We start from the raw sequence: 24,758 nt of genomic DNA, 5'->3' as shown, positions 1-24,758 counted from the left end.
CGGCAAGCATCCGTCGTGCGTGGTGTTTCACGCACGCGGTTTTTCCCCCACGACACAGTCCCTGCCATGTTCACGAGACTCCGCGAAGACATCGCCACGATCCGCGAGCGCGATCCCGCCGCCCGCAGCGCCTGGGAAGTCCTCACGTGTTACCCGGGTTTGCACGCGCTCGTGCTGCATCGGCTCGCGCATGCATGCTGGCAGGCTAAACGCCGCTGGCTCGCGCGTTTCGTTTCGCAGATGGCGCGTTTTATGACCGGCATCGAAATCCATCCGGGCGCCACGCTGGGCCGCCGCGTGTTCATCGATCACGGCATGGGCGTCGTGATTGGCGAGACGGCGCAAATCGGGGACGACTGCACGATCTACCAGGGCGTGACGCTCGGCGGCACGTCGCTTGCGCGGGGTGCGAAGCGCCATCCGACGCTCGAGCGCGGCGTGATCGTCGGCGCGGGGGCGAAGGTGCTCGGCGGCTTTACGATCGGTGCGGACGCGAAGATCGGCTCGAATGCGGTGGTCACGAAGCCGGTGCCGGCGCGTGGCACGGCGGTGGGCAATCCGGCGCGGATCATCGTCCCGGCGGCAGCTGCCGTGGTTTCAGCCGCGGCGTCCAATGCAGGATCCGACGGTGCCTCGCGCGATGCAAAACGTACGACCGAAAGCAGCGCATTCTGCGCATACGGCATCACGCCGAATGCGGACGATCCGGTGTCGCTAGCGATTCACGGCCTGATCGATCACGCCGCGACGCAATCGAAGCGCATCGACGAAATCGTCGACGCGCTGGAGCGGCTGGGAACAAGCCTGGAAGGGCTGCAAGGCGCCGATGCGGCGCTGCTCGACTTGCGGCGCCTGTCGGCCGCGATTGCAGGAAAGGTCGAAGGGGCGGCGGAGCACTAATGCTCCGCGCAGGCGATGCAGAAGAGCGTGTCGGGGTATTGATCAACGGTGACGCGCAAGAGGGCGTCGGCTGGCTGATCAAAGGCGATGCGCAAGAGGGTATGGCGCGCTGATCAAAGGTAATGCAGAAGAGGGCGTCGGCGGGCCGATCAAAGATAGCGCGCAAGGCGGCGTCGGCTCACGCTGATCAATCCAGCGGCAACGCCCGAATCCCTTCCGCATCGATCCGCAGATAACCGCCACGGCGCTCGCCATGGTCGAGATCCCAATCAGGCAACACCCATCGCGTGCCGCCCGGCTCGCGATGCCGCGCCGGCCGATGCGTATGCCCATGGATGAGCGTCGTCGTTTTCGACGACTTGAATAACCTCGCGACACCCTTCGCCGTCACGTCATATTTCGGCGAAACCGGGCGCGAGCGGCCTTGCTCACTTTTCGAGCGCATGTTCTCCGCAAGCGCCTGACGCCAGCGAAACGGCCACGCGAGAAACAGCATCTGCGCCAGCCGGTTGCGCGCAAAGTGGCGGAAGCATTGATAGCCGCGATCCGCGGTGCAGAGGCTGTCGCCGTGCGCGAGCACGACACGCGTACCGAATGCGGTGATCACGAACGGATCGGGCAGCCAGATCGCGCCGGCCGCTTTCATGAAGCGCTTGCCGAGCAGAAAATCGCGATTGCCGTGCATGATGTAGAGCGCGATGCCGCGTTCCGACAGCGTATGCAGCAACGCCGCCATTCGCGCGGCGAACGGCTCGACGAGCATGTCGTCGCCGATCCAGTACTCGAACAGATCGCCGAGAATGAAAACCGAATCCGCCTGCTCAGCCGTGACGCGAATGAAGTGCTCGAACGCGGCGACCGTGCGCGGAATCGCCTCGCTCAGATGAATATCGGAGAGGAAAAAAAACGGGCGTGCGGCGTGCGGGCGCTTGCCCTCGCCAGGCACGCCCGCGGCGACGCTTCGCAGCGGCGTTTCTTGCAGCATTGAAGGTGCCTGATTTCAGTTCAAACAGGTTGGCGCTTATTGGACGCTTATCTGACCTTAGTCGACGATCACCGCTTTTTCGATCACGACGTCGTCGGCCGGCACGTCCTGATGGTGGCCCTTCGAACCCGTCTTGACCTTCTTGATCTTCTCGACGACGTCCATGCCTTCGACCACCTTGCCGAACACGGCGTAGCCCCAGCCCTGCGGCGTCGGCGACGAGTGGTTCAGGAAGTCGTTGTCGTTCACGTTGATGAAGAATTGCGCGGTCGCCGAATGCGGGTCGTTCGTGCGAGCCATCGCGATCGAGCCGTTGACGTTCTTCAGGCCGTTGTTCGCTTCGTTAGCGATCGCGTCCGCCGTCGGCTTCTGTTTCATGCCGGGTTCGAAACCGCCGCCCTGGATCATGAAGCCGTCGATCACGCGGTGGAACACCGTGTTGTCGTAGTGACCGGCCTTCACGTAGTTGAGGAAATTCTCAACCGACTTCGGCGCCTTTTCAGCGTTCAGTTCGAGTTTGATGACGCCGTGGTTTGTATGCAGTTCAACCATGATGGAATCCTTTGATGAACGGGGTGGGTAAAAGGCGCGGCCGCTCGTCACGAAGTGAGATGACGACGGGCCGCGCCGGGGGCGTAGATTGGGTTGACTTCCTGTGCAGCGTGCCTGGTGCCGCTTCCTGCTCTATGACGTGCTTACTTGCCGACCACCGTGGCCGATTCGATCACGATCGGTTTTTGCGGCACGTCGCTCATCGGGCCGCGTGTGGTGGTGGCCGTGCCTTCGATCTTCTTCACGACGTCCATGCCGCTCGTGACCTTGCCGAACACCGCGTAGCCGTTGCCGTCCGGATTCGGATAGTCGAGGCCGGCGTTGTCCACCGTGTTGATGAAGAACTGCGCGGTGGCCGAATTCGGATCGCTGGTGCGCGCCATGGCGAGCGTGCCGGCGGCGTTCTTCAGACCGTTACGGCTTTCGAGCGGAATCGGCGCGCGCGTGGGCTTTTCAGCGAAGCTCTGCGTATAACCGCCGCCCTGAATCATGAAGCCGCGAATCACACGATGGAAAATCGTACCGCTGTACTGGCCGGATTTCACGTAGTCGAGGAAGTTGGCGACCGTCTTCGGCGCCTTCTCAGGATACAACTCGACGCGGATGTCGCCTTCCGTGGTCTTGAAGAGGACGGACGGATGCGCGGCCTGCGAACCGGACTGGGCAAAGGCGGGGGCGTTTGCGATCAGGGCGGCGCTGCCGAGCGCCAACATCAACCATTTCATGAAAATCCTCGGGGTTGGAAAAAACGTGTTGCCGGAACCGGTGACCGTGTTAATTCGACGGCGCCATGTAAGGCGGCATGGCGAGCGAGCCATTTGCGCCGCCGAACTGGAAGCTCGGTGTTTGCGTCATGTCTGAGGTGGCGCGCGTGGCGCTGGCCTCGGCGGGCGCGGCGGCTTTTTTCGCCGACGCGGTACTCTTGGGCGGCGAGACGATCTTCTGGATGTCCGCGAGGCGTTGCGTGGTCGTGGCGCTTGCTTTGCCGAGGCTCTGGGCGCGACGGTACGCTTCGTTGGCCATGCGCAGATACAGGTCGCCGAGATTCTCGTACGCGAGACCGTAGCCCGGATTCACCTTGGTTGCCGTTTCGAGCGCGGCGCGTGCTTCGGCATAACGGCCGTGCTTCGCATAAAGCGCAGCCAGATTGTTATACGGCTCGGGCAGTTCCGGATACAGCTGGGTGAGTTCGGTAAAGGCGGTAATTGCCTCGTCGTCCCGATTCAGGTGGGCCAGCACCGTGCCGCGCTTGAACTTTGCTTGCGCGTCGCGCGGATTCGAGGCGATGCGCGCGTCGAGCTGGGTAAGCGAGGCTTGCCAGTTTTTCTGCGCAATCGACGCGTCGATCTCCGGCGTGTTGTCACGCACGGCGGGGCCTTGCGGCATCGTGGCGGCTTTCTGCGCGTAGGCGGCAGTACCCGGCAGGACCGTAAGGGCGACAGCACAGAATGCCGTCGCGGCGAGGGTCGCAGCGCTGCGCGCGCGGCCGCTGGAAGGTTTCATAGGCTCGGGTCTGGATGTTATACTCCGACCCATTCTAACAAAAGGTCTGCGCGTTCCGTCGAACCGCAAACTGTCTTTTCGCCACTCGTGGTCGTCTCCGCCTTGATCGCAGTCTGATCGCCGCACCAGGTGCACCGATTTGCTGCTGTGCATGTTGCAGTTCAGGACGCTTCCGCTGTCTTCCCGCGGGCGCCTCATGCACGAAACATCATGCACGAAACACATTGTGGATTTCCTTCGGCCCACGCACCGTTCTCTATGGAATCACTGCGCATCTACAACACGCTCGCGCGTGACAAGCAAACTTTCGTGCCGCTGCAAGATGGCGTCGTGCGGATGTACGTCTGCGGGATGACCGTGTACGACTATTGTCACGTCGGTCATGCGCGGGTGATGGTTGTGTTCGACATCGTGCAACGCTGGTTGCGCACGCTCGGTTACGACGTGACTTACGTGCGCAACATCACGGATATCGACGACAAGATCATTCGCCGCGCAGTCGAGAACGGCGAAACGATCAAATCGCTGACCGACCGCTTCATCAAGGCGTTGCATGAAGACGCGGACGCGCTCGGCATCGAGCGGCCCGATCTTGAACCGCGCGCCACCGATTTCATCCCGCAGATGCTCGGCATGATCGAGAAGCTCGAGGCGAACGGCTACGCGTATCAGGCGAGCGACGGCGACGTGAACTATGCGGTGCGCAAGTTCGAGGGCTACGGCAAGCTGTCGGGCAAGTCGCTTGAAGATCTGCGCGCCGGCGAACGCGTCGCCGCGAACGACGCGAAGCAGGACCCGCTCGACTTCGTGCTGTGGAAGCAGGCGAAGCCGGACGAACCGGTCGACACTGGCTGGGAGTCGAAGTTCGGGCGCGGCCGTCCCGGCTGGCATATTGAATGCTCGGCGATGGGCTGCACGCTGCTCGGCAATCATTTCGACATTCACGGCGGCGGGCAGGACCTGCAGTTTCCGCACCATGAGAACGAGATTGCGCAGAGCGAAGCTGCGACCGGACAAACCTTCGTCAATTACTGGATGCACAACGGCTACGTGCAGATCGACAATGAGAAGATGTCGAAGTCGTTGAATAACTTCTTTACGATCCGCGAAGTATTGGCGCAGTACGATGCCGAAGTGGTACGGTTTTTTATCGCGCGTGCACATTACCGTTCGCCGTTGAATTACAGCGACGTACATATCGACGACGCTCGCAATGCCCTGACGCGTTTGTACACCGCGCTGAAAGATGTTACGCCGGACGGCGCGGAGCTCGACTGGAACGAAGCGCATGCGCAGCGTTTCCACGCAGCAATGAACGACGACTTCAACACGCCGGTTGCAGTGTCGGTGTTGTTCGAGTTGGCAACTGAAGTGAACCGCACGCGCGACCCCGCGCTGGCCCGTCAATTGCGCTCGCTTGGCGCGCTGATCGGGTTGCTCGGCCGGGAGCCGCGTGCATACCTGCAGCGGGCTGCGGGCGCAGCTGCTGAAGGCGCGCTCGACGCCGCCGCGATCGAAGCAAGGATCGCCGCGCGCGTGGCCGCCAAGCAGGCGAAAGACTATGCGGCAGCAGACCGGATCCGGGCCGAATTGCTCGAGGCCGGCGTTGCACTTGAAGACAAACCCGGCGGGTTGACCGAGTGGCGGCGCGTGTGAGCGCACCTCGACCGTCCCTTTGATCGACTCGCCAGGCAGGAGGCAGGATGGCAACGGCCACGAAGACGGCGGCTAAACGAGCCACGTCTCAAACAAACGCAGCAGCCGCGGCAAAGTCGACACGAACGTCGACTCGTGCGGGCGGCGGCGCGGTGAAGAAAGCATCGTCGAAAGTCGCTGGCGCGGCCGCGAAGACGGGCGCGCGCGCAGCGGCAGGCCCGGCTGCGACGGCAGTGAAGAAGGCCGCGGTCAAACGCGCGCTGAACGGCGCGTCGGCGCACGCGCCTGTTTCGACGCGCGCCAAAGCACCGCGTGCAAAAAGCAATGGTGCATTGCCGGCTGAACTCGCCGGCAACGTGCAGGAACTCACACGCATTACGCACGACGGCCGCGAAGGCGAAGTCGTACGCAAGACGCGTGCGTCATCGAGCGCGGGCGGCGAAGCAGCGGGTGCCGCTGAAATCGCGGTGCCGGTGCAGATCGGCGGCCTCACGCCTGAAGTCACCCGTCCGGCGTATTGGGACAAGGCGTGTGCGGACCTCGTCAAGCGCGACCGCATTCTGAAGAAGCTGATTCCGAAATTCGGCCCGGTGCATCTGTTAAGCCGTGGCGACCCGTTCGTCACGCTCGCGCGTTCGGTGGTCGGGCAGCAGATTTCGGTGGCGTCCGCGCAAGCCGTCTGGGCGAAAGTCGAAGCGGCGTGTCCGAAGCTCGTGCCGCAACAGTTCATCAAGCTCGGTCAGGACAAGCTGACCGCGTGCGGGTTGTCGAAGCGCAAGGCCGAATACGTACTCGATCTCGCGCAGCACTTCGTGTCGGGCGCATTGCACGTCGGCAAGTGGACCTCGATGGACGACGAGGCGGTGATCGCCGAACTGACGCAGATCCGCGGCATTGGCCGCTGGACCGCGGAAATGTTCCTGATCTTCAATCTGTCGCGTCCGGACGTGCTGCCGCTCGACGATCTCGGCCTGATCCGCGCGATCAGCGTCAATTACTTTAGCGGCGAACCGGTTACGCGCAGCGAAGCGCGTGAGGTTGCGGCGAACTGGGAGCCGTGGCGCACCGTCGCCACCTGGTATATGTGGCGGAGTCTCGATCCGCTGCCGGTCGATTACTAAATCTTCCAATCCAGCGTTTCGCATCACGCGTTTGGTGAAACTTCCCGCGGTGCGGAAAGCGTGTGACAGCCCCGGCGGTTTCTTGAGAAGAACGAGAAGTATTGTTTAAAAAGCTATCAATTGTTAAAAATTGATAGTTGCGAGATGGTTTTGACATCGGCGAGCGCGGTTAGAATACGCGCTGCCGGTAAGTCCAAGGATTACAACCAATGAAGACCACCTTTCTGGATTTCGAACAGCCGATCGCTGAACTCGAAGCGAAGATCGAAGAATTGCGCTTCGTGCAGGACGATTCGGCCGTCGATATTTCGGAAGAGATCGAGCGGCTGTCCAAGAAGAGTCAACAGCTCACCAAAGATCTGTACGCGAACCTCACCCCGTGGCAGGTTTCGCAAATCGCCCGACATCCCCAGCGCCCGTACACGTTCGATTACGTGAACGAGCTGTTCACCGATTTCCACGAACTGCACGGCGACCGCAACTATGCGGACGACCTGTCGATCGTCGGCGGCCTCGCGCGTTTCAACGGCCAGGCTTGCATGGTGATCGGCCATCAGAAGGGCCGCGACACGAAGGAGCGCGCGCTGCGCAACTTCGGCATGCCGCGTCCGGAAGGCTATCGCAAGGCTGAACGCCTGATGCGTCTCGCCGAGAAGTTCGGCTTGCCGATCTTCACGTTCATCGATACGCCGGGTGCCTATCCGGGTATCGGCGCGGAAGAGCGCGGCCAGTCGGAAGCGATCGGCCGCAATCTGTACGTCATGGCTGAACTCAAGACGCCGCTGATCGCCACGATCATCGGTGAAGGCGGTTCGGGCGGCGCGCTCGCGATTGCCGTCGGCGACAGCGTGCTGATGCTGCAGTTCTCGACCTATTCGGTGATTTCGCCGGAAGGCTGCGCGTCGATCCTGTGGAAGAGCGCCGCGAAAGCGCCGGAAGCAGCAGAAGCGCTCGGTCTGACCGCGCATCGTCTCAAGGCGCTCGGCCTGATCGACAAGATCGTCAACGAGCCGCTCGGCGGCGCGCATCGCGATCCGAAGGGCATGGCCGCGATGTTGCGCCGTGCGCTCGCCGATTCGCTGCGCCAGTTCCAGGGTATGAGCATCAACGACCTGCGTCAACGCCGTTTCGAACGGTTGATGTCGTACGGCAAGTTCAAGGAAACGACGCCGGGTGCTTAAGCCCGCGCGTTCCCTTTCGTCCTTCAGCGCGTAACGCGCTAGCGACGTGACTCCCACCGCCGATTCGCCCGCCGACCGCCTCGTTCTCGAGGCGGTCGGCATCGCGCTGTCCGCGTTGCCTGCGAACGCGCGCATTGCGATTGCGTTCAGTGGCGGCGTCGATTCGAGCGTATTGCTCGATGCGGCTGTGCGTGCTGCCGGCGCATCGCGTTGCGTTGCGCTGCATGTGCATCATGGCCTCAGCGCTCACGCCGACGAGTGGCTCGCGCACTGCGAAGCGTTTGCGCGGGAACACGGCGTTGAATTCGCGGCGCAGCGCGTGGACGTGGCGCGAGACAGTGGTGTGAGTGTCGAGGCTGCGGCGCGCGATGCGCGTTACCGTGCGCTGGACGTCATGTGCGCAGCACGCGCCGTTCACACGCTATGGCTCGCGCAGCACGCTGACGACCAGGCGGAGACGGTGCTGTTGCAACTGCTGCGCGGCGCGGGCCTGGCGGGTCTTGCCGCGATGGCGCCCGAGTACTTGCCGACGGGTGCCGCTGCGGTGCGCGTGAGGCCTCTGCTGCACCTGCTGCGTACGCAACTCGAGCAGTACGCGAGCGCTCGCAATCTACGCTGGATCGACGACGAATCGAACGCGGACACCCGTTACGCGCGCAACGCATTGCGCCACGAGGTGACGCCGGCGCTGGCCATCCACTTTCCTGGTTTTCGCGACGCGCTCGCGCGCACGGCGGCGCACGCGGCATCGGCGCAACGTCTGCTCGACGATCTCGCGCGCATCGATCTGGACGCAGCAGCACGCGATGAAGGCCGCGCGCTATCGCAGGACGCGCTGCTCGCCCTCGACGACGATCGTGCGCTCAACCTGTTGCGCTACTGGATGCGCACGCTGGGTTTGGTCGCGGCATCGACCGCACGTCTTACCGATGCTTTGCGCCAGTTGCGCGAAGTCAGCGAGGCAGGCGAGGGCCACAGCCTGCGTATCGATCATGCGGGGCAGGCGTTGCGCAGTTATCGTGGCCTCGTCTATTGGGAAGCGGGCGATAGCAGCGAACCTGCCGACGAAACCGCGCTCACCGGGCGCGCCGTCAGCGAGCTTACCTGGCAAGGCGAAACGATCTGGCGCCTGCCGCAATGGCGCGGCACCTTTGTGTTCGTCGCTGTCGATGCGAATCCGGGCGGGGAAGCCGGCGCTGATCCCGATGCCGCCGGCAATGCAGGTGCCATGCCGGCCGATCCCGATACGCTTCCCGTCAGCGTGCTACGCCGGGCGGTGTTGAGCGCGCGATCGCGCAGCGGCGGCGAACGGATGCGCACCGGCGCTGCGCAAAACAGCCCGAGCCGTACGCTGAAAAACCTGTTCCAGGAGCATGGCATTCCTGCATGGAAGCGCGACGTGCCGCTGCTTTACGTGGGCGGCGACCTGCTGTTCGTGCCCCTGCTCGGCGTGAATCGCGCAGCGTTGCCCGGGCAGGTGGATGCGGCTGAACCGCGTGTCAGGATCATCTGGCGCGACGACCTGCTGATCGCCTGACCGGCCGATCGGACGGGCAGGTGATCTGGCCGGCGGAGCCCGGAAATAGGACGCAAAACCATGCCGGATAAGCCTTCGCAGCCCATAATCCGGGCCATTCGACGGGCATTCCGGCTTGTCTTTTTGCGCTCGATCGGGTAATTTAGCTTGTTTGCCCGACCCGATTTCGCCGTCGCTTTTGTCAATTTTGTCGTATTTGCCGGCCTGCGAGCGTGATCCGTCGTTTCCGGTAAGCCACTAGCGATCATTCCCGGGCAAATCCGCGCGTGTTACACGCGCGCTGCATCTACGCCGCCACACACTTTGCCGTCGTTCACAAGACGTTGCGCTCCCTGTGCTTTTGTGCGGTCGTCTCCAGCGCGCCAGCGCGGTTTATCCTCCAGTTCAGAACGACAATGGCACTCATCGTACATAAATACGGCGGCACCTCGATGGGCTCGGTCGAGCGCATCAAGAACGTCGCCAAGCGCGTCGCGAAATGGCATAAGGCCGGCCACAAGATGGTCGTCGTGCCGTCGGCAATGTCCGGCGAAACCAACCGCTTGCTCGGTCTCGCGAAAGAGATCACGAGTCAGCCGAGCCCGCGCGAACTCGACATGATCGCCGCCACGGGCGAGCAGGTCAGCTCGGGTCTGCTGGCGATCGCGCTGCAGGAAGCCGGCGTCGACGCGGTCAGCTACGCCGGCTGGCAAGTGCCGGTCAAAACGGATAGCGCATTCACGAAAGCACGCATCAGCGAAATCGACGGCGAGCGCGTACTGCGCGATCTCGACGCAGGCAAGGTGGTGGTGATTACCGGCTTCCAGGGTATCGACCCTGAAGGCAACATCACTACGTTGGGGCGCGGCGGCTCGGATACGTCCGCTGTCGCAGTCGCTGCCGCATTGAAAGCCGACGAGTGCCTGATTTACACGGACGTCGACGGCGTCTACACGACCGACCCGCGCGTGGTGGAAGAAGCACGCCGCCTCGATCGCGTGACGTTCGAAGAAATGCTGGAAATGGCAAGCCTGGGTTCCAAGGTGCTGCAGATCCGCTCGGTGGAATTCGCCGGCAAATATCAGGTGAAGACGCGCGTGCTGTCGAGCCTGACCGATCCGCTCATCCCGCTCGACGCCGAAATGAAGTCGGGCACCCTGATTACTTTTGAAGAAGACGAGACCATGGAAAAAGCAGTCATCTCGGGCATCGCGTTCCAGCGCGACGAAGCTCGTATCGCCGTGATGGGTGTGCCCGACAAGCCGGGCATCGCTTATCAGATTCTCGGCCCGGTGGCGGACGCGAATATCGACGTCGACATGATCATCCAGAACCAGAGCGTCGAGGGCAAAACGGCGTTCACGTTCACGGTCGGTCGCGGCGACTATCAGCGCGCCATGGACATCCTCACGGGCCAGGTGAAGGGGCACGTGCAGGCTGAACAGGTGCTGGGCGATCCGAAGGTGTCGAAGGTGTCGGTGGTCGGCGTCGGCATGCGTTCGCACGTGGGTATCGCGAGCACGATGTTCCGCACGCTGTCGGAAGAGGGCATCAACATCCAGATGATCTCGACCTCCGAAATCAAGATTTCGGTGCTGATCGACGAGAAGTACATGGAGCTCGCCGTGCGCGCGCTGCATAAGGCGTTCGAACTGGATCAGGCGTAATTTGCCGCACGGGGTGGGGCGTACAGGCGCGCCTCATCTCTGATGCTTTACCGTGCGCGTGGCCGGGGTGAATGTGATGATGTGAATGTGAATAAATTGCGTCAACCACGACAAACCTGGCACAAAAAATGTGCGGTAGACATTGACCTTCGCGGTTCGGCCCGCTATTATCTTGGCTTCGTTGCGCTGACTCCCTGCGCAACCGAAAGTTTGGGAGACGTGGCCGAGAGGTCGAAGGCACTCCCCTGCTAAGGGAGCATCTGGGCCAAAACCTGGATCGAGGGTTCGAATCCCTCCGTCTCCGCCAGAAGTGGTAGAGAGAACCCCGCAGAGTCTAGGCTCTGCGGGGTTTTTGTTTTTTCGGCTCGCAATTTATGCGGCGGCAGGACCTGCTATCGCCATTAAAACGCGTGCCGCAACCCCACCATGCCGACGAATTGCGACGGCCCTGACGAAGGCGTCGTATTCTGCGAGTCGCCAACCACAGCTACCGCGTCAGTAATACTCGTCCCCGTGCTGCCCGCTGCAACCAGCGTCTTGCCGTGCGCATGCTGATACGCCTCCAGTGCGTACAACGTGGTGCGGGTAGAGAGGTTGTAAGTCTGCTCGAGCGAGATCTGGTGATAGCGGGCCGCATCGCTGATGCCATTCGCTTTGCTTGCCTGCGTGTAGCTGTAGCCGGCGCCGACAGTGATGGCCGGCGTGATCCGATACGTGGAAATCAGACCGTACGTATTGAACACGCCTTCGTCGGTGAACAGCGAACCGGAGCCCGGCGCGTACTGCACGTTCGAATAGTTCACGCCGACCATCAGGTCCTGATGAGTGTAGCGAGCCGCCGCGGCGAACAATTGCGCGCTGCGTGCTGTCGCATAGCCGCTGTTCACCGGCGAGTTGACGGCGTAGGTACCCAGCGCCTGGCTCGTCGCGATATCTTTCAGTTTCAGATAGCCCACCGCGATCGCAAACGGTTGATAGTCGTAGCGAAGTGCCGCGCTGAATTGGCTGCCGCTGGCCACGCTGCCCGGCACACCGCCTAGGCCGTACTGCGCACTGAATTGCAAACCGGCGAGGTTCGGCGATAGATAGGTAACCGAATTGTTGAGACGCAGCGTGGTGTCGAGCGCGTCGACGTCGCCTGGATGCGCGCCTGTCGCGCCCGTCAATACGCCCGTTGGCCCGAGTGCGCCGACCATCTGGAAGTAGGGCGTGTATTGACGGCCGAGTGTCACCGTCCCGTATTTGTCATTGGTCAGGCCAACGTACGCTTGCCGATTGAAAATGTAGCCCGAGCTACTTTGCGCGCCAGTGAGCGAGTTAAAACCGCTTTCGAGCCTGAAAATCGCCTTCGTGCCGCCACCGATGTCTTCCGAACCGAGCAGGCCGAACTTGCTTGCCTGCAGGTTGCCCTGGCTCATGTAGAAGTTGGAATGCCCCTTCTGATTGCTGACATACGTGAACGCGTTATCGACCACGCCGTACAGCGTCACGCTGCTTTGCGCCGACGCGCCGGTTGACAGCGCGGCGCCCGCCAACGGCAGGCACGAGAGGACGAATGCGCGTGTACGCGCGCGCTTCAATGAGTTCATGGTTTTGCGGGTCTCCGGATTAGATAGGTGAGCGTTGCGCTTCGGGGTGGTGGTGCATGCTTTGTTAGTGAGCGATGGAAATCGTCAGGCAGCGCCAGCCGTCAACCGTGTGGTCGGCGACCAGCGTGCTGTCGACGCAGACGGCCGTGCGCACTTCGTTTGCCGGCACGAACAGTCGAACTTCCTGTTGTGGCTGCTGGACCCAGCCTTCGCGGACGATTGAAATGCGGAGCGTGCTTGCATCGCCTGTAATCGTGACGTTCCAGCGGCCTTGCGCGCCTGTGCGCCAGGCTTCGCTTTCGCCATCGTCTTCGACACAGCCGCCGCGAGCGATGCCCGCGCCGGCATGCGGCACGGCAATGAACGCGCGTTCGTCGGCAGGACGGCCGAAGTGTTGTTCCGCAATGTTCAACGGAATCACGCTGCCCTCGCGCAGCAAGGTCACCGGCTGTTCGAGCGGGGCCGGCAGGGTCACCGTCCGACCGCCTTCGAACACCTCGCCGCTCCAGTACGACACCCAATGCGTGCCGGCCGGCAGATAAACGTCGCGCGTCGATTGACCTGCTTCGACTACCGGTGCGACCAGCATCGACGAACCGAGCATCATGTCGTCGCCGTCGGCAAGACAGTGCGGATCATGCGGAAACTCGGCGAACATGGGGCGCAGTACCGGCTCGTACGCGCTGTGCGATTGCCATAGCAATTCGTACAGGTAAGGGATCAGCCGGTATCGCAGTTTGATCAGCGACGCCACCTGCGGCGTGACTTCGGGATGCATCCAGGGCTCGTTGACCGTGCCGTCGTCGTTCCATGAATGAATGCTGAAACGCGGCAGGAAGATGCCGAAGGCGACCCAGCGGGCGAACAGTTCCGGACCTGGCGCCGGGCCTGAGAATCCGCCGATATCGTGGCCGCTGTTCGAGACGCCGGACATGGCGAGACCGAGGCCCATCTTCAGATTGAAGCGCAGCGTTTCCCATGAGGTGAAGTTGTCGCCGGACCATGTCTGCACATAGCGTTGCATGCCGACGCCGCCCGAGCGGGACACGAGGAACGGCCGGCGGTCCGGCGCGTATTCGCGCTGCGCGTCGTGCGACGCGCGCATCATCAACTGCGTTTGCAGCACCTTCGCCTCACGCGCCGGATATGGTTGGCCGAAGCCCTGGGCCATCGCGTCGGGCGACCAGATCTCGAACTCATTGTTGTCGTTCCACGTCGCGGCGATACCGTGTTTCAACAGACTGTCTTTCACGCGCGCTTTCCACCAGTCGATGGTGGCGGGATTCGTGAAGTCCAGATACGCGCCTACTTCGTCCCAGAACTGCACCCACGCCGGGTCGCCGTCGCGCGACGCGATCAGCAAGCCGGCGCGTGCCACTTCGTCGAACGCCGGATGGTCCTGCAACAGACATGGCTTGATGTTCGCGCACAGACGCACGCCGTGCTCCAGATAGCTCTGCACGAAGCCGTCGATGTCAGGAAACTTCTCGTGGTTCCAGTTGAACACGTAGCGCTTCGGACCGATCGACGTATAGCCCGAGGACAGATGGAACGAATCGCACAGCACGTCGTGCTCGCTGCATCGTTCGATGAATTCGCCCATGCGTTGCTGCGCGTCGGGCGCGTCGGTGTAGCTCATCGTCGAGCCGGAATAGCCGAGCCCCCATTTCGGCATCCAGGCCGGGCGTCCGGTCAGCCACGTAAAGCGGCGCACCGCATGCAAGGGCGTGGCCGCCGACGCGATGAAGTAATAATCCAGATCACCATGCTCGGCGACAAAGTGCCGGTAGTGGCCGTGGTAGTTATCGAGCTCGCGGCCCATGTCGAAGCGGCAGTCGGCAAGCGTGTCGTAGAACAGGCCGAAGCCTGTCGACGTTTCCGGCTGCCACGTGATGTAGAAGGGGATGTGCTTGTAGAGCGGGTCTGTTGTGCGTGCGCTATAACCCATTGCGTCGATGTTGCGCATTTCGTAGGACTGGTTCGCGCGGTCGAGCGAACCGGCGCGCTCACCGAGACCCACATACATTTCGCCTTTGCGCCGCTCGATGTAGTGGTACACGCGCTCGTCCCACCAGCCGAAGTTGTACGCCTGAGTCTTCCTGTCGTTCATCACGCGATGCCACGTCGCGTCGTGCAGGATGTCCCACGCGCAGAATCCGCCGTCTAGCGTGACCGTCAAACGGATGCGCGACGTTTCGACGACAACGTGCCCTGCCTGGGTCGATACGTCGAAGCTGGGCGGCGTGAAATCGCTCATGTCCCGGCGATCGCGGCCTTCGAGTGGTGCGTCGTCCGCGCCCGGCGCGATAGACCAGGTTCGCGGACCGCGCGTTTCGCCGTCCGGCAGTACGAGTACCCGGATGATGTCGTCGGCGAGAACGAACAGTTCAATCCGGCAGTTCTCCTGCGCGGCGAGCACGATGTGATTGCCGTTCTGGGAGGACAGTGAAAAACGCGGCGGGTGTTTCAGATTCGTCAGGGAACGCATGATGTGTCTTTGGGTGAGGTCACGCAGCCGTGCTGGCGTTGTTGTCGATACGACGCGGACGCGCGTCGCTGGAGACGCCGCGCATCAGAATGATTAGCAAGGTGGCGCCGATGAGGTCAAAAGCACCGAGGGCGCCGAATAGCGGCGTGTAGCCGATCGAATCGGCCAGCGCGCCGACCAGCAGCGAAAAGCCCAGGCCGCCGATCCACGCGGACATCCCGGCGAATCCTGCGACGGTGCCGACTTCACTGGAGTCGAACACGTCCGCTGCCAGGGTGTTGACGAGCGCGGAGATCATCTGATGCGCGAAGCCGCCCACGCAGAAGAGCGCGATTGCCTGATACGGCGAGGCGACGAGGCCGATACATGCCGGTCCGAGCATCATGAACGCGCCGAGCACGACACCCGCGATACGCGACGCGATCAGCGGCATGCGCAAATGCTTCATCAGGAGCGGCGACAGATAGCCGCCGAAGAGGCCGCCAAGGTCGGCGGCAAGAAACGGCAGCCACGCGAACATCGCAATCTGTTTCAGATCCATGTGGCGTTGCGTCGCGAGATAAAGCGGAATCCAGAAGCTGAATGTTTGCCACGCGGGTTCCGCGAAGAAACGGGCCTGGGCGATGGCCCAGAACCGGCGCGTACGGAGCACTTCGCGGATGCTGCGCCGTTGCGGCGTGCCCGGCGTTTGTCCGCTGACGATCGTCTCGCGCTCCGCCGCGCTGATGCGTGCGTGATCGGCCGGCGAGCGGTACAGCACGTACCAGACGGCAGCCCAGACGAAGCCGAGCGCACCCGTCACCGCAAACGCGCTTTGCCAGCCATATCTCAACGACAGGAAGACGACGAGTGGCGGGGCGAGCAGCGAACCGAGCGACGTGCCCGCATTGAAGTAACCCACCGCCACGGATTTCTCGCGGTTCGGAAACCATTCGGCGACCACCTTCATGCCAGCCGGAATGGCGACGGCTTCCGACAATCCCATGAGTCCGCGCAAGGCCGCCAGCGAGAGCCAGCCGCTCGCGAAACCGTGCAACACGCCGGTCAGCGACCAAAGGCAGGCGAACAGTGCAAAACCGAGGCGCAAGCCGATCAGGTCGATGATCAGGCCGCACACCGGTTGCATGATCGTATAGCCGATCTGGAAAGCGCCGACGACGTACGAATACTGCTTGGTGCTCATGTGCAGGAGCTTCGTCAACTCGGGCGCCATCACGCCGAGGGCGTTGCGCGACAGATAGTTGATGATCGTCCCGGCACAGACGAGCGCGATGATCCACCAGCGCAAACCAATGATTGTTTTCAAAATCTGTCTCCGTACCCAATGTATCTACTGACTGGCTGTTGGACGCCAGGAATGCTCGAATTCGAACATTTATCTGCGTTTAGTGTCAGTCATCGTATCACTAGTATGGCGTGGGAGTACTAGGGAAAACCATGGTTTAAGTGGTTGAGTTTCTTGAAATATCTACTGAATAGGGTGTTTTTTGGAGGATTTTTGGATGATGAGGTCGGACGACCGGTGACATGGAAATATTGAGAGAATGTTCTTTCGAACATCGGATGTTCGTTTTTGGCATCTTGCGCGAATGGGTGCAGCCGGGCGTCGTGGTAAGCGCGGCTGCAGCGTGGCGGGGCGGCAGGCGATGCTTTGCAACGCCGCCATGCCGTTTTGCAATCCCATGTCACCGGCCTATGGAGGAGGGTCGCGGACGCGCGACAAGGCGAGGGCGATTGAGGCGGCGGGAAATGGGTGGACCTTGGAGTCCGGCCAGATCCGTTATTCCATTACTTGCCGGATACGTGCCGTGCCGCATGAATACTTCGACATCCTACTGATTTTGATGCGTCGGCAGTATCGCGGTCCCAAGGCTGATCGTGGAGCAAGCGGCCGGATTGCCATGGCGCATCCGGGAGCCACGCCAGAATCGCCCCTGAGGCAGACATGATCAATGACCGATAGGAAAAACCATCGGCAAATGGGTGACTAACGGAGTGGTGGTCCGATTACACCGTCACTACCTTTTCACCGAACTTTGGGTCAATGTAACGAGACGTAACCGGGCGGCCGGCACTGCGATGTTGTGCATCAGTTATTACAAAGTTGAAATACGCGGAGGGCTGCCTTGCGTTATATTTCGGCCAACAACACACATTCTTCAAAAGGGTGATCAATGAAGTCCGCACGTCTTGTTCCACTTCTGATCGGGGTTCTCGGGTTGGCTGCGTCGGGTGCTGCAATGGCCGGTGGGCTCAACATTGGTGTCAACATCGGCATTCCCGCGCCGGTCTACGTGGCCCCCGCGCCGGTCTATGCACCGCCGCCCCCGCCTCCGCCGCCAGTGGTCTATCAACCGGCTCCCGTCTACTACGGCGGTCCGGCGATTGTGATCGGCTGGCACGGCGACCGCTACTGGGATGGCCGTCGCTACTGGGCGCGTGATGACTGGTATCGCCATCATCCCCCGGGCCGTTACGACTACGGCCGTGACCACTACGACAATCGTCGCGGCTGGCATTAAGGCTGGCACTAAGCCAGATCGTCGCGGCTGATCCAGCCGTGAATAAAAAACCGCCCAGGCCAGGGCGGTTTTTTTATTGCGCCGGCTACACACGCTTGCCTCGAGCGAAACCTTGGCGAGGCCCGTGCTGTTGTAGCTTGGAATCGCGCGTTCGGCGTTTTTGCGCCGGCAAGCCTGCGCGACGCCGTGCAGCAATCGAATGGTTCGACAGCAGGCCGGTCAGCAAGGAGGAAGTTTACCGGCGAGGAAGCCCACAGCTCCTCCCGATGGGGTCTGCGACCACGCACGTGAACGTCGCTCAGATGAGATGTGTGGATTGCGCGGGTTATTGGGTAGAATTCTTTCAGATTGCAATTGCCCACTGACCAACAAGGCCCCTATGACAACTGGCTCGCGATGGGCTAAAACGCCTCGTGCACTTCGATGCAGCGTGATTCACGGGCTATCGCGTGTCGGTCTTCCGGTTGTGCGGCGGTTTGTACCTGACTCCTGGCGGTCGGTGTGCGCCGGCGTACTGTGCGGCCTGTGCGTGGTGGCCGGTTTGCTCGCAGCGCCCGAGGCTCACGCGGTCTATGCGATCGCGCAATACGGCGAGCCGAAATATCCGGCCGGTTTCAAGCACTTCGACTACGTCAACCCGGATGCGCCCAAAGGCGGCACGCTGGTGATGGCGAATCCGAGCCGGCTTACCAGCTTCGATAAATTCAATCCGTTCACGCTGCGCGGCAATACCGCGCCGGGCGTGGATCTGATGTTCGAAAGCCTGACCATCGGCAGCAGCGACGAAGTGGCCTCCGCCTACGGCCTGCTCGCCGACGACATCAATATTGCGCCCGACGGTCTGTCGACCACCTTCCACATCAATCCGCGCGCCCGCTTTTCGAACGGCGATCCGGTCACCGCGGACGACGTCAAATTTTCGCTCGACACGTTGAAAAGCCCGCAAGCCGCGCCGCAATTCGCGTCGATCTTTGGCGAGATCACGCGCGCAGTAGTCGTCGACCCGCACACGATCCGTTTCGAGTTTCGCCAGCGCAATCGCGAGTTGCCGCTGCTGGCGGGCAGCATGCCGGTGTTCTCGCACAAATGGGGGATGAAGCCGGACGGCAGCCGGATCGCGTTCGACCAGTTGGCGTTCGAGAAGCCCATTGCCAGCGGACCCTACCTGATCGATCAATACGACAATGGCCGCACGATTACCTTCCGGCGCGATCCGAACTATTGGGGGGCGGCGTTGCCTGTGCGGGTCGGCACGAACAATTTCGACCGGATCGTCTACAAGCTGTATTCGGATAACACGGCGCGGCTCGAGGCCTTCAAGGCGGGCGAGTACGACGTACTGGTCGAATATGTCGCGCGCAATTGGGTGCGGCGCGACGTCGGCAAGAAGTTCGATAGCGGCGAGCTGATCAAACGCGAATTTCCGCAACATAACGGCACCGGCATGCAGGGCTTCGTGCTCAACACGCGGCGGCCGTTGTTCCAGGACGTGCGGGTGCGCAAGGCGCTCGATCTCGCGCTCGACTTTCAGTGGCTGAACCGCCAGTTGTTCTTCAATCAGTACACGCGCATCGACAGCTTCTTCGTCAATACGGACTTGCAGGCGAAGGGGCTGCCAACGCCTGGCGAGTTGGCGCTGCTCGACCCGTGGCGTGCGAAGCTCGATCCAGCCGTGTTCGGTCCGCCGCCGAAGCAGCCGGACACCGATCCGCCGGGCTCGCTGCGCGCCAATCTGCTGCAGGCGCGCGCGTTGTTGCAGCAGGCAGGGTGGACCTATCGCGACGGCGCATTGCGTAACGCCAAAGGCGAGCCGTTCCGGTTCGAGATTCTCGACGATTCCGGCTCGTCCGCGCAGTTCGAGCCGATCGTCGCGACGCTCATCCGCAATCTGCAGAAGCTCGGCATCACCGCGACGTTTCGCGTGTCCGACTTCGCGGTCTATCAGAAGCGACTCGACGCGTTCGATTTCGACACGACCACGATCCGCATGCCGGACGTGCAGGTGCCCGGTTCGGAGCAGATCGACCGGTACGGCAGCAAGGCCGCGGACACGCCAGGCTCGGACAACGTGATCGGGTTGAAGTCGCCGGCTGTCGACGCGATTCTGAATGCGCTCGTGCATGCCCAAACGCGTGAGCAACTGATCGACGCAACGCACGCGCTCGACCGCGTGCTGATGCATGGCTACTATGTGATTCCGCAGTGGTACAGCGCAACGCATCGGGTAGCGTTCAAGCGGGGTCTCGCGTGGCCCAGAACCTTGCCTCTGTACTATGGCGCCGAGGGCTGGATTACGTCGACGTGGTGGTACGCGGAACCTCAACCGCAACAGCCGCAAGCGCAGTCGCACTGAACGCGTCCATTCATTCACCGCCTTCGCACCGGAAACGACGCCATGTGGAGCTACATCCTCAAACGCTTGCTGTTGATGATCCCGACCTTGCTCGGCGTGCTGACGCTGACCTTTGCCGTGATCCAGTTCGTTCCCGGCGGCCCGGTCGAACAGATGCAGCACGAGCTGCGCAAAGGCGCGGAGAACGGTGCGCCGTTCGGTCTGCGCACGCATAGCGGCGTCGACGCGCAGCAGATCGCGCAACTGAAAGTGCTATACGGTTTCGACAAACCACCGCTCGAACGCTACGTGCTGATGCTAAAGCGCTTCGCGACCTTCGACCTGGGTCAGAGCTATTTCCGCCACCAAAGCGTGTGGTCGCTGATCGTTTCGAAGTTGCCGGTATCGATCAGCATCGGCTTATGGACCTTCTTTCTGACCTACCTGATATCGGTGCCCTTGGGCATCGCCAAAGCGGTGCGCAACGGCTCGCGGTTCGATATCGCGACGAGCCTCGTCGTGCTGGTCGGCTATGCCATTCCAGGTTTTGTGCTGGGCGTGCTGTTGCTGGTGCTGTTCGGTGGCGGCAGCTTCCTGCAGCTCTTCCCGCTGCGCAATCTCACGTCGGATAACTGGGCGCAGTTGAGTGTGGGCGGCAAGATCGTCGATTATCTGTGGCATATCGCGTTGCCGATCACGGCCTCGGTGGTCGGCAGTTTCGCCGTCGTCACGATGCTGACGAAAAACGCTTTCCTCGACGAGATCCGCAAGCAATACGTGCTGACCGCGCGCGCCAAAGGGTTGTCGGAAAAGCGCGTGTTGTGGAAGCATGTGTTTCGCAATGCATTGCTGCCGTTGATCGTCGGTTTTCCGGCGGCGTTTATCGGTGCGTTTTTCACCGGCAGCCTGTTGATCGAGACGCTGTTTTCGCTCGACGGACTCGGCTTGCTGTCGTACGAATCGGTGGTGCGGCGCGACTATCCGGTTGTGCTCGGCACCTTGTATCTGTTCACGCTGATCGGTCTTGCGACCAATCTGATTTCCGATCTTTGCTATGTGTGGGTCGATCCCCGCATCCAATTCGAACAACTGGAGCGCTGATGAATCGAGCCCGCCTTTCCGCCGATGCGGCGGCGCGCACCGAACCGGCTCGCGCATTCGTCTCGCCAACGCCGGCGCGTCGTGTCTGGCAGCGTTTTCGCCAGCAGCGCCTTGGCTACTGGAGCCTGGTCATCTTCGTCGTCGCGTTTGCGGCGAGCCTCGCCGGGCCGCTGTGGTCGAACGACAAGCCGCTCGTCGTGCGCTACGAAGGACAGTTGTATTTTCCGATGTTCAAGACCTACGCGGAGACCACCTTCGGCGGCGACTTCCCGACGCCTGCCGATTATCTCGATCCGTATATCAAGCATCGTTTCGATGCGCCGGGCAACTTCGCGGTGTATCCGCCGAACCGGTACTACTACGACACGCTGAATTATTTCTCGAAGGCGCCGAACCCGGCGCCGCCGTCGCGTGACAACTGGCTCGGTACCGACGACCGCGGCCGCGATCTGTTCGCGCGTCTTCTATACGGTTTTCGCGTGTCGGTCGAATTCGGGCTGGTGCTGACCTTGATCGGCACGGTACTCGGGATTGCGGCGGGCGCGGTGCAGGGATATTTCGGAGGACGTATCGACATTGTCGGGCAGCGGCTGATCGAAATCTGGAGCGCCATGCCACAGTTGTACCTTCTGATCATTTTCGCTTCGATCTTCGAGCCGGGCTTCATTCTGTTGATCGTGCTGCTGTCGCTGTTTGGCTGGGTGGGCCTCGCGACCTATGTGCGCGCGGAGTTTCTGCGCAATCGCCAGCAGGACTACGTGCGCGCGGCACGCGCGATCGGTCTGTCGAACTGGCAGATCATGTGGCGGCATATATTGCCGAACAGCCTGACGCCGGTGATCACGTTTCTGCCGTTCACCATGAGCGGCTCGATTCTCGCGCTCACCAGCCTCGACTTTCTCGGCCTCGGCGTACCTTCACCCACGCCGAGCCTGGGCGAACTGCTTGCGCAAGGCAAAGCGAATCTCGACGCATGGTGGATTTCGCTATCCACTTTCGGCGTGCTGGTCACGATGCTGTTGCTGCTGACCTTCATGGGCGACGCCCTGCGCAATGCGCTGGATACCCGTATCGCCGATGCCATGCGCGCGGGAGGCAACCAGTGAGCGCCACGGTGGACAACAACGGACAACACGGCATGACGCCGCCGCTGCTGGAACTCGATCGTCTGCACGTGACCTTCGGCGATACGGTCGCAGTGAACGACGTGACGCTCGCCATCCAGCGCGGCGAGCGGGTCGCGCTGGTCGGCGAATCGGGCTCGGGCAAGAGCGTGACCGCGCTGTCGATCCTGCGTCTGTTGAGCGATGCGCAAGTGAGCGGGTCGATTCGTTTCGACGGCGAAGATCTGCTCGCCAAAAGCGAGCGCGAGATGCGCGGCATGCGCGGCTCGGACATCGCGATGATCTTTCAGGAGCCGATGACAGCGCTCAATCCGCTCTATACGATCGGTGACCAGATTGCGGAGACGATCGTCGTGCACGACGGCGTCATGGCGAACGAGGCGCGTAAGCGTGCGGTGGCGTTGCTGGGGCGCACGGGCATCGCCGAGCCCGGCAAGCGCGTGAATAGCTATCCGCATCAGCTCTCGGGCGGTCAGCGGCAGCGCGCCATGATCGCGATGGCGCTCGCGTGCCGCCCGCGCCTGTTGCTCGCCGACGAGCCGACCACGGCGCTCGACGTGACGATTCGCGCACAGATCGTCGAGCTGCTGCTGGAGTTGCAACGCGACGAAGCCGAGAAACGCGGCATGGCCGTGCTGCTGATCACGCACGACCTGAATCTGGTGCGGCATTTCGCGCAACGCATCGCGGTGATGGAGAAGGGTGTACTCGTGGAAAGCGGAACGGTCGAGCAGGTGTTCGAGTCGCCGCAGCATCCGTACACGCAACGTCTGCTGGCGAGCCGCCCGCAGCGCACGGTGGTCCCCGTGCTGCCGATTTCACCGGTGCTGCTCGAAGCGCGCGATGTTTCAGTCGATTTCAAAACGAAACTGCCGGGCGTGAGCGGCTGGTTCCGCTCCAGACATTTTCGAGCCGTCGCCGATGCGACCGTGTCGGTGCGCCAGGGCGAGACGCTGGGGATTGTCGGCGAATCGGGTTCAGGTAAATCGACGCTCGCGATGGCCTTGCTCGGTCTGCAGCGCACCGCGCACGGCGAGATCGAATTTCAGGGCAGGGCGCTCGGCAGTTATCGCGGCGCTGAACAGACCGCCTTACGCTCGAATATGCAGGTCGTCTTTCAGGACCCGTTCAGTTCGCTGTCGCCGCGCCAGACCATCGAACGGATCGTCGGCGAAGGGCTGGCGCTGCATCGGCCGCAAATGAGCCGGGAGGCGCGGCATGACAAGGTGGTGTCGGTCCTGCGGGAAGTCGGTCTGGACCGTACCGTGCTGTACCGCTATCCGCATGAGTTTTCCGGCGGCCAGCGTCAGCGGATTGCGATTGCGCGCGCGCTGGTGCTGGAGCCGCGCATCCTGATTCTCGACGAACCGACCAGTGCGCTCGACGTGTCGATCCAGCAGCAGGTGTTGAAGCTGCTCGCCGGGTTGCAACAGAAGTACAACCTCGGTTTCGTTTTCATCAGCCACGATCTGGCCGTGATCGGCGCAATGGCGCATCGTGTCGCGGTCATGCAAAACGGTTCGATCGTGGAAAGCGGCGACGTTGAGCAGATTTTTGCGACACCGGCGCACCCTTACACTCGAAAGCTGCTGAAAGCGGCGCTTGACCACTGATTTTGCACTCTTTCACCAATTGGGTGCGTGTCTCGATTGTATTTTTCTATTTGTTTTGACACACGAATACTTACTGGCTAGTATCGACCAAACTTTTTCCGTAGCCCACTGATTTTCAGGCAAAAAATACCGACCAATGCAGCACAGAAACCTAACCCAGGCTTGCACGCGCGTCGTCGCCGGGATGTTCATTGGCGTCTTGATGGCAGCAGCTCCCGGCGCTTTCGCCGACGAAGTAAGCAGTTTTAATCAGAATGCCTCATATTCGACCCCCAGCGGGTCGAATTCTTTGTCTCCCCTCAATTCGCAATCCACCGCCCCTGATAGCGACGGCGGTGCCAAATCGTTCCTGTCCGGCATGGCCGGCAAAGCGGGCGACGTGGTGGTCGGCGCGCTGAACATGATCGGCGTTCGCTACCGTTGGGGTGGTAATACGCCCGATTCGGGGCTCGATTGCAGCGGCTTCGTTCGCTACGTGTTCCAGGACACGCTCGGTATGGCACTGCCGCGCCGCGCCGAGGAAATGAGCCGCGTGGGCGAAAAGGTTCGCGTCAGCGACCTGAAGCCGGGCGATCTGGTGTTCTTCAATACGATGCGCCGTACGTTCTCGCACGTCGGCATCTACATCGGCGACAACAAGTTCGTGCATTCGCCTTCCACGGGCAGCACGATCCGCGTCGACGATCTGGATAGCGGCTACTGGGAAAAGCGTTTTACGGGTGCACGCCGGATCGAGACCTCCTATCAGGAAGGTGAAGATCTGCGCAAGCGCGTGAATGCGTCGATCGGCGGCAATCAGTAACTGATTCGGCTCGCACCGGCTGTTTGGGTGTGAAAAAAAGCCTGCTTCATTCTTCGAAGCAGGCTTTTTGCGTTTGAGCTTGCCGATACGTGTCGGCGAATCATTC

At 61.7% G+C, this 24,758-nt stretch carries 19 protein-coding genes and 1 tRNA gene; 13 read left to right on the top strand and 7 right to left on the bottom strand.

The features are described 5' to 3' along the window. Positions 1–66: 66 nt before the first annotated feature. Positions 67–900, top strand: coding sequence for a serine O-acetyltransferase (cysE, locus tag ACOSV0_RS12805; RefSeq protein WP_434106537.1), 834 nt, complete (start codon positions 67–69; stop codon positions 898–900). A gap of 187 nt (positions 901–1,087) precedes the next feature. Here cysE and ACOSV0_RS12800 read toward each other — a convergent pair whose 3' ends face one another. The 4 genes from ACOSV0_RS12800 to ACOSV0_RS12785 form a co-directional block, all read right to left on the bottom strand. Continuing rightward, positions 1,088–1,885: a UDP-2,3-diacylglucosamine diphosphatase gene (locus tag ACOSV0_RS12800; RefSeq protein ID WP_434106536.1), complete on the bottom strand. Its 798-nt coding sequence runs from the start codon at positions 1,883–1,885 to the stop codon at positions 1,088–1,090. A gap of 57 nt (positions 1,886–1,942) precedes the next feature. After that, the gene (locus tag ACOSV0_RS12795) at positions 1,943–2,437 is read right to left on the bottom strand and encodes a peptidylprolyl isomerase (RefSeq protein WP_434106534.1); all 495 of its coding nucleotides are present in this window, start codon (positions 2,435–2,437) and stop codon (positions 1,943–1,945) included. A 143-nt stretch (positions 2,438–2,580) separates the two neighbouring features. Beyond that, positions 2,581–3,162 carry a peptidylprolyl isomerase gene (locus tag ACOSV0_RS12790; protein WP_097389655.1) on the bottom strand — a complete coding sequence of 194 codons (582 nt, stop codon included), beginning with the start codon at positions 3,160–3,162 and terminating at the stop codon, positions 2,581–2,583. Between the two features lie 49 nt (positions 3,163–3,211). Then, entirely contained in the window at positions 3,212–3,940 is a 729-nt protein-coding gene (locus tag ACOSV0_RS12785; RefSeq protein ID WP_434106533.1) for a tetratricopeptide repeat protein, read from the bottom strand. 258 nt (positions 3,941–4,198) lie between these two features. Here ACOSV0_RS12785 and cysS point away from each other — a divergent pair, with 258 nt between their 5' ends. The 6 genes from cysS to ACOSV0_RS12755 all read left to right on the top strand — a co-directional run bounded on the left by cysS (position 4,199) and on the right by ACOSV0_RS12755 (position 11,388). Continuing rightward, complete coding sequence (gene cysS, locus ACOSV0_RS12780; protein WP_434106532.1) at positions 4,199–5,596, top strand: cysteine--tRNA ligase; 1,398 nt, start codon at positions 4,199–4,201, stop codon at positions 5,594–5,596. A 47-nt stretch (positions 5,597–5,643) separates the two neighbouring features. Next, complete coding sequence (locus ACOSV0_RS12775; RefSeq protein WP_434106531.1) at positions 5,644–6,717, top strand: DNA-3-methyladenine glycosylase family protein; 1,074 nt, start codon at positions 5,644–5,646, stop codon at positions 6,715–6,717. A gap of 209 nt (positions 6,718–6,926) precedes the next feature. Then, entirely contained in the window at positions 6,927–7,898 is a 972-nt protein-coding gene (locus ACOSV0_RS12770; protein WP_007181378.1) for an acetyl-CoA carboxylase carboxyltransferase subunit alpha, read from the top strand. Positions 7,899–7,944: 46 nt separating this feature from the next. Continuing rightward, positions 7,945–9,435 (top strand): tRNA lysidine(34) synthetase TilS, encoded by a 1,491-nt coding sequence (tilS, locus tag ACOSV0_RS12765; RefSeq protein ID WP_434106530.1) that lies wholly within the window; start codon positions 7,945–7,947, stop codon positions 9,433–9,435. A 395-nt stretch (positions 9,436–9,830) separates the two neighbouring features. Then, positions 9,831–11,081 (top strand): aspartate kinase, encoded by a 1,251-nt coding sequence (locus tag ACOSV0_RS12760; protein ID WP_434106529.1) that lies wholly within the window; start codon positions 9,831–9,833, stop codon positions 11,079–11,081. A 213-nt stretch (positions 11,082–11,294) separates the two neighbouring features. Next, a tRNA-Ser gene (locus tag ACOSV0_RS12755) sits at positions 11,295–11,388 on the top strand. A gap of 94 nt (positions 11,389–11,482) precedes the next feature. Here the strand turns inward: ACOSV0_RS12755 and ACOSV0_RS12750 are convergent. The 3 genes from ACOSV0_RS12750 to ACOSV0_RS12740 all read right to left on the bottom strand — a co-directional run bounded on the left by ACOSV0_RS12750 (position 11,483) and on the right by ACOSV0_RS12740 (position 16,464). Beyond that, on the bottom strand, positions 11,483–12,670 hold the full coding sequence (locus ACOSV0_RS12750; protein ID WP_434106528.1) for a porin: 1,188 nt from the start codon (positions 12,668–12,670) through the stop codon (positions 11,483–11,485). A gap of 64 nt (positions 12,671–12,734) precedes the next feature. Then, positions 12,735–15,158, bottom strand: coding sequence for a TIM-barrel domain-containing protein (locus ACOSV0_RS12745; protein WP_434106527.1), 2,424 nt, complete (start codon positions 15,156–15,158; stop codon positions 12,735–12,737). A gap of 19 nt (positions 15,159–15,177) precedes the next feature. Continuing rightward, positions 15,178–16,464, bottom strand: a complete 1,287-nt coding sequence (locus tag ACOSV0_RS12740; RefSeq protein WP_434106525.1) for an MFS transporter — start codon at positions 16,462–16,464, stop codon at positions 15,178–15,180. 868 nt (positions 16,465–17,332) lie between these two features. Here ACOSV0_RS12740 and ACOSV0_RS12735 point away from each other — a divergent pair. From ACOSV0_RS12735 to ACOSV0_RS12710, 6 genes are all read left to right on the top strand, one after another. After that, complete coding sequence (locus ACOSV0_RS12735; RefSeq protein ID WP_115780276.1) at positions 17,333–17,680, top strand: hypothetical protein; 348 nt, start codon at positions 17,333–17,335, stop codon at positions 17,678–17,680. 379 nt (positions 17,681–18,059) lie between these two features. Then, positions 18,060–20,033: an extracellular solute-binding protein gene (locus ACOSV0_RS12730; protein ID WP_434106524.1), complete on the top strand. Its 1,974-nt coding sequence runs from the start codon at positions 18,060–18,062 to the stop codon at positions 20,031–20,033. Between the two features lie 42 nt (positions 20,034–20,075). Then, on the top strand, positions 20,076–21,113 hold the full coding sequence (locus tag ACOSV0_RS12725; RefSeq protein ID WP_434106523.1) for a microcin C ABC transporter permease YejB: 1,038 nt from the start codon (positions 20,076–20,078) through the stop codon (positions 21,111–21,113). After that, positions 21,113–22,219 (top strand): ABC transporter permease, encoded by a 1,107-nt coding sequence (locus tag ACOSV0_RS12720; protein WP_434106522.1) that lies wholly within the window; start codon positions 21,113–21,115, stop codon positions 22,217–22,219. Before ACOSV0_RS12725 ends, ACOSV0_RS12720 begins: the two co-directional genes overlap by 1 nt. A 32-nt stretch (positions 22,220–22,251) precedes the next feature. Continuing rightward, on the top strand, positions 22,252–23,850 hold the full coding sequence (locus tag ACOSV0_RS12715) for an ABC transporter ATP-binding protein (RefSeq protein ID WP_434110262.1): 1,599 nt from the start codon (positions 22,252–22,254) through the stop codon (positions 23,848–23,850). A gap of 136 nt (positions 23,851–23,986) precedes the next feature. Continuing rightward, positions 23,987–24,652, top strand: a complete 666-nt coding sequence (locus ACOSV0_RS12710) for a C40 family peptidase (RefSeq protein ID WP_434106521.1) — start codon at positions 23,987–23,989, stop codon at positions 24,650–24,652. Positions 24,653–24,758: the final 106 nt, after the last annotated feature.

Source organism: Paraburkholderia caffeinilytica, assembly GCF_051027425.1.
In the GTDB taxonomy this organism is placed as follows: domain Bacteria; phylum Pseudomonadota; class Gammaproteobacteria; order Burkholderiales; family Burkholderiaceae; genus Paraburkholderia; species Paraburkholderia caffeinilytica_A.
The sequence above is the reverse complement of the archived record's forward strand: the minus strand, read 5'-3'. Positions and strand labels throughout refer to the sequence as shown.

Coding starts and splice junctions, on each gene's coding strand:
- cysE (WP_434106537.1), top strand. CDS start 67: ATGTTCACGAGACTCCGCGAAGACATCGCCACGATCCGCGAGCGCGAT.
- ACOSV0_RS12800 (WP_434106536.1), bottom strand. CDS start 1,885: ATGCTGCAAGAAACGCCGCTGCGAAGCGTCGCCGCGGGCGTGCCTGGC.
- ACOSV0_RS12795 (WP_434106534.1), bottom strand. CDS start 2,437: ATGGTTGAACTGCATACAAACCACGGCGTCATCAAACTCGAACTGAAC.
- ACOSV0_RS12790 (WP_097389655.1), bottom strand. CDS start 3,162: ATGAAATGGTTGATGTTGGCGCTCGGCAGCGCCGCCCTGATCGCAAAC.
- ACOSV0_RS12785 (WP_434106533.1), bottom strand. CDS start 3,940: ATGAAACCTTCCAGCGGCCGCGCGCGCAGCGCTGCGACCCTCGCCGCG.
- cysS (WP_434106532.1), top strand. CDS start 4,199: ATGGAATCACTGCGCATCTACAACACGCTCGCGCGTGACAAGCAAACT.
- ACOSV0_RS12775 (WP_434106531.1), top strand. CDS start 5,644: ATGGCAACGGCCACGAAGACGGCGGCTAAACGAGCCACGTCTCAAACA.
- ACOSV0_RS12770 (WP_007181378.1), top strand. CDS start 6,927: ATGAAGACCACCTTTCTGGATTTCGAACAGCCGATCGCTGAACTCGAA.
- ACOSV0_RS12760 (WP_434106529.1), top strand. CDS start 9,831: ATGGCACTCATCGTACATAAATACGGCGGCACCTCGATGGGCTCGGTC.
- ACOSV0_RS12750 (WP_434106528.1), bottom strand. CDS start 12,670: ATGAACTCATTGAAGCGCGCGCGTACACGCGCATTCGTCCTCTCGTGC.
- ACOSV0_RS12745 (WP_434106527.1), bottom strand. CDS start 15,158: ATGCGTTCCCTGACGAATCTGAAACACCCGCCGCGTTTTTCACTGTCC.
- ACOSV0_RS12735 (WP_115780276.1), top strand. CDS start 17,333: ATGAAGTCCGCACGTCTTGTTCCACTTCTGATCGGGGTTCTCGGGTTG.
- ACOSV0_RS12730 (WP_434106524.1), top strand. CDS start 18,060: ATGACAACTGGCTCGCGATGGGCTAAAACGCCTCGTGCACTTCGATGC.
- ACOSV0_RS12725 (WP_434106523.1), top strand. CDS start 20,076: ATGTGGAGCTACATCCTCAAACGCTTGCTGTTGATGATCCCGACCTTG.
- ACOSV0_RS12720 (WP_434106522.1), top strand. CDS start 21,113: ATGAATCGAGCCCGCCTTTCCGCCGATGCGGCGGCGCGCACCGAACCG.
- ACOSV0_RS12715 (WP_434110262.1), top strand. CDS start 22,252: ATGACGCCGCCGCTGCTGGAACTCGATCGTCTGCACGTGACCTTCGGC.
- ACOSV0_RS12710 (WP_434106521.1), top strand. CDS start 23,987: ATGCAGCACAGAAACCTAACCCAGGCTTGCACGCGCGTCGTCGCCGGG.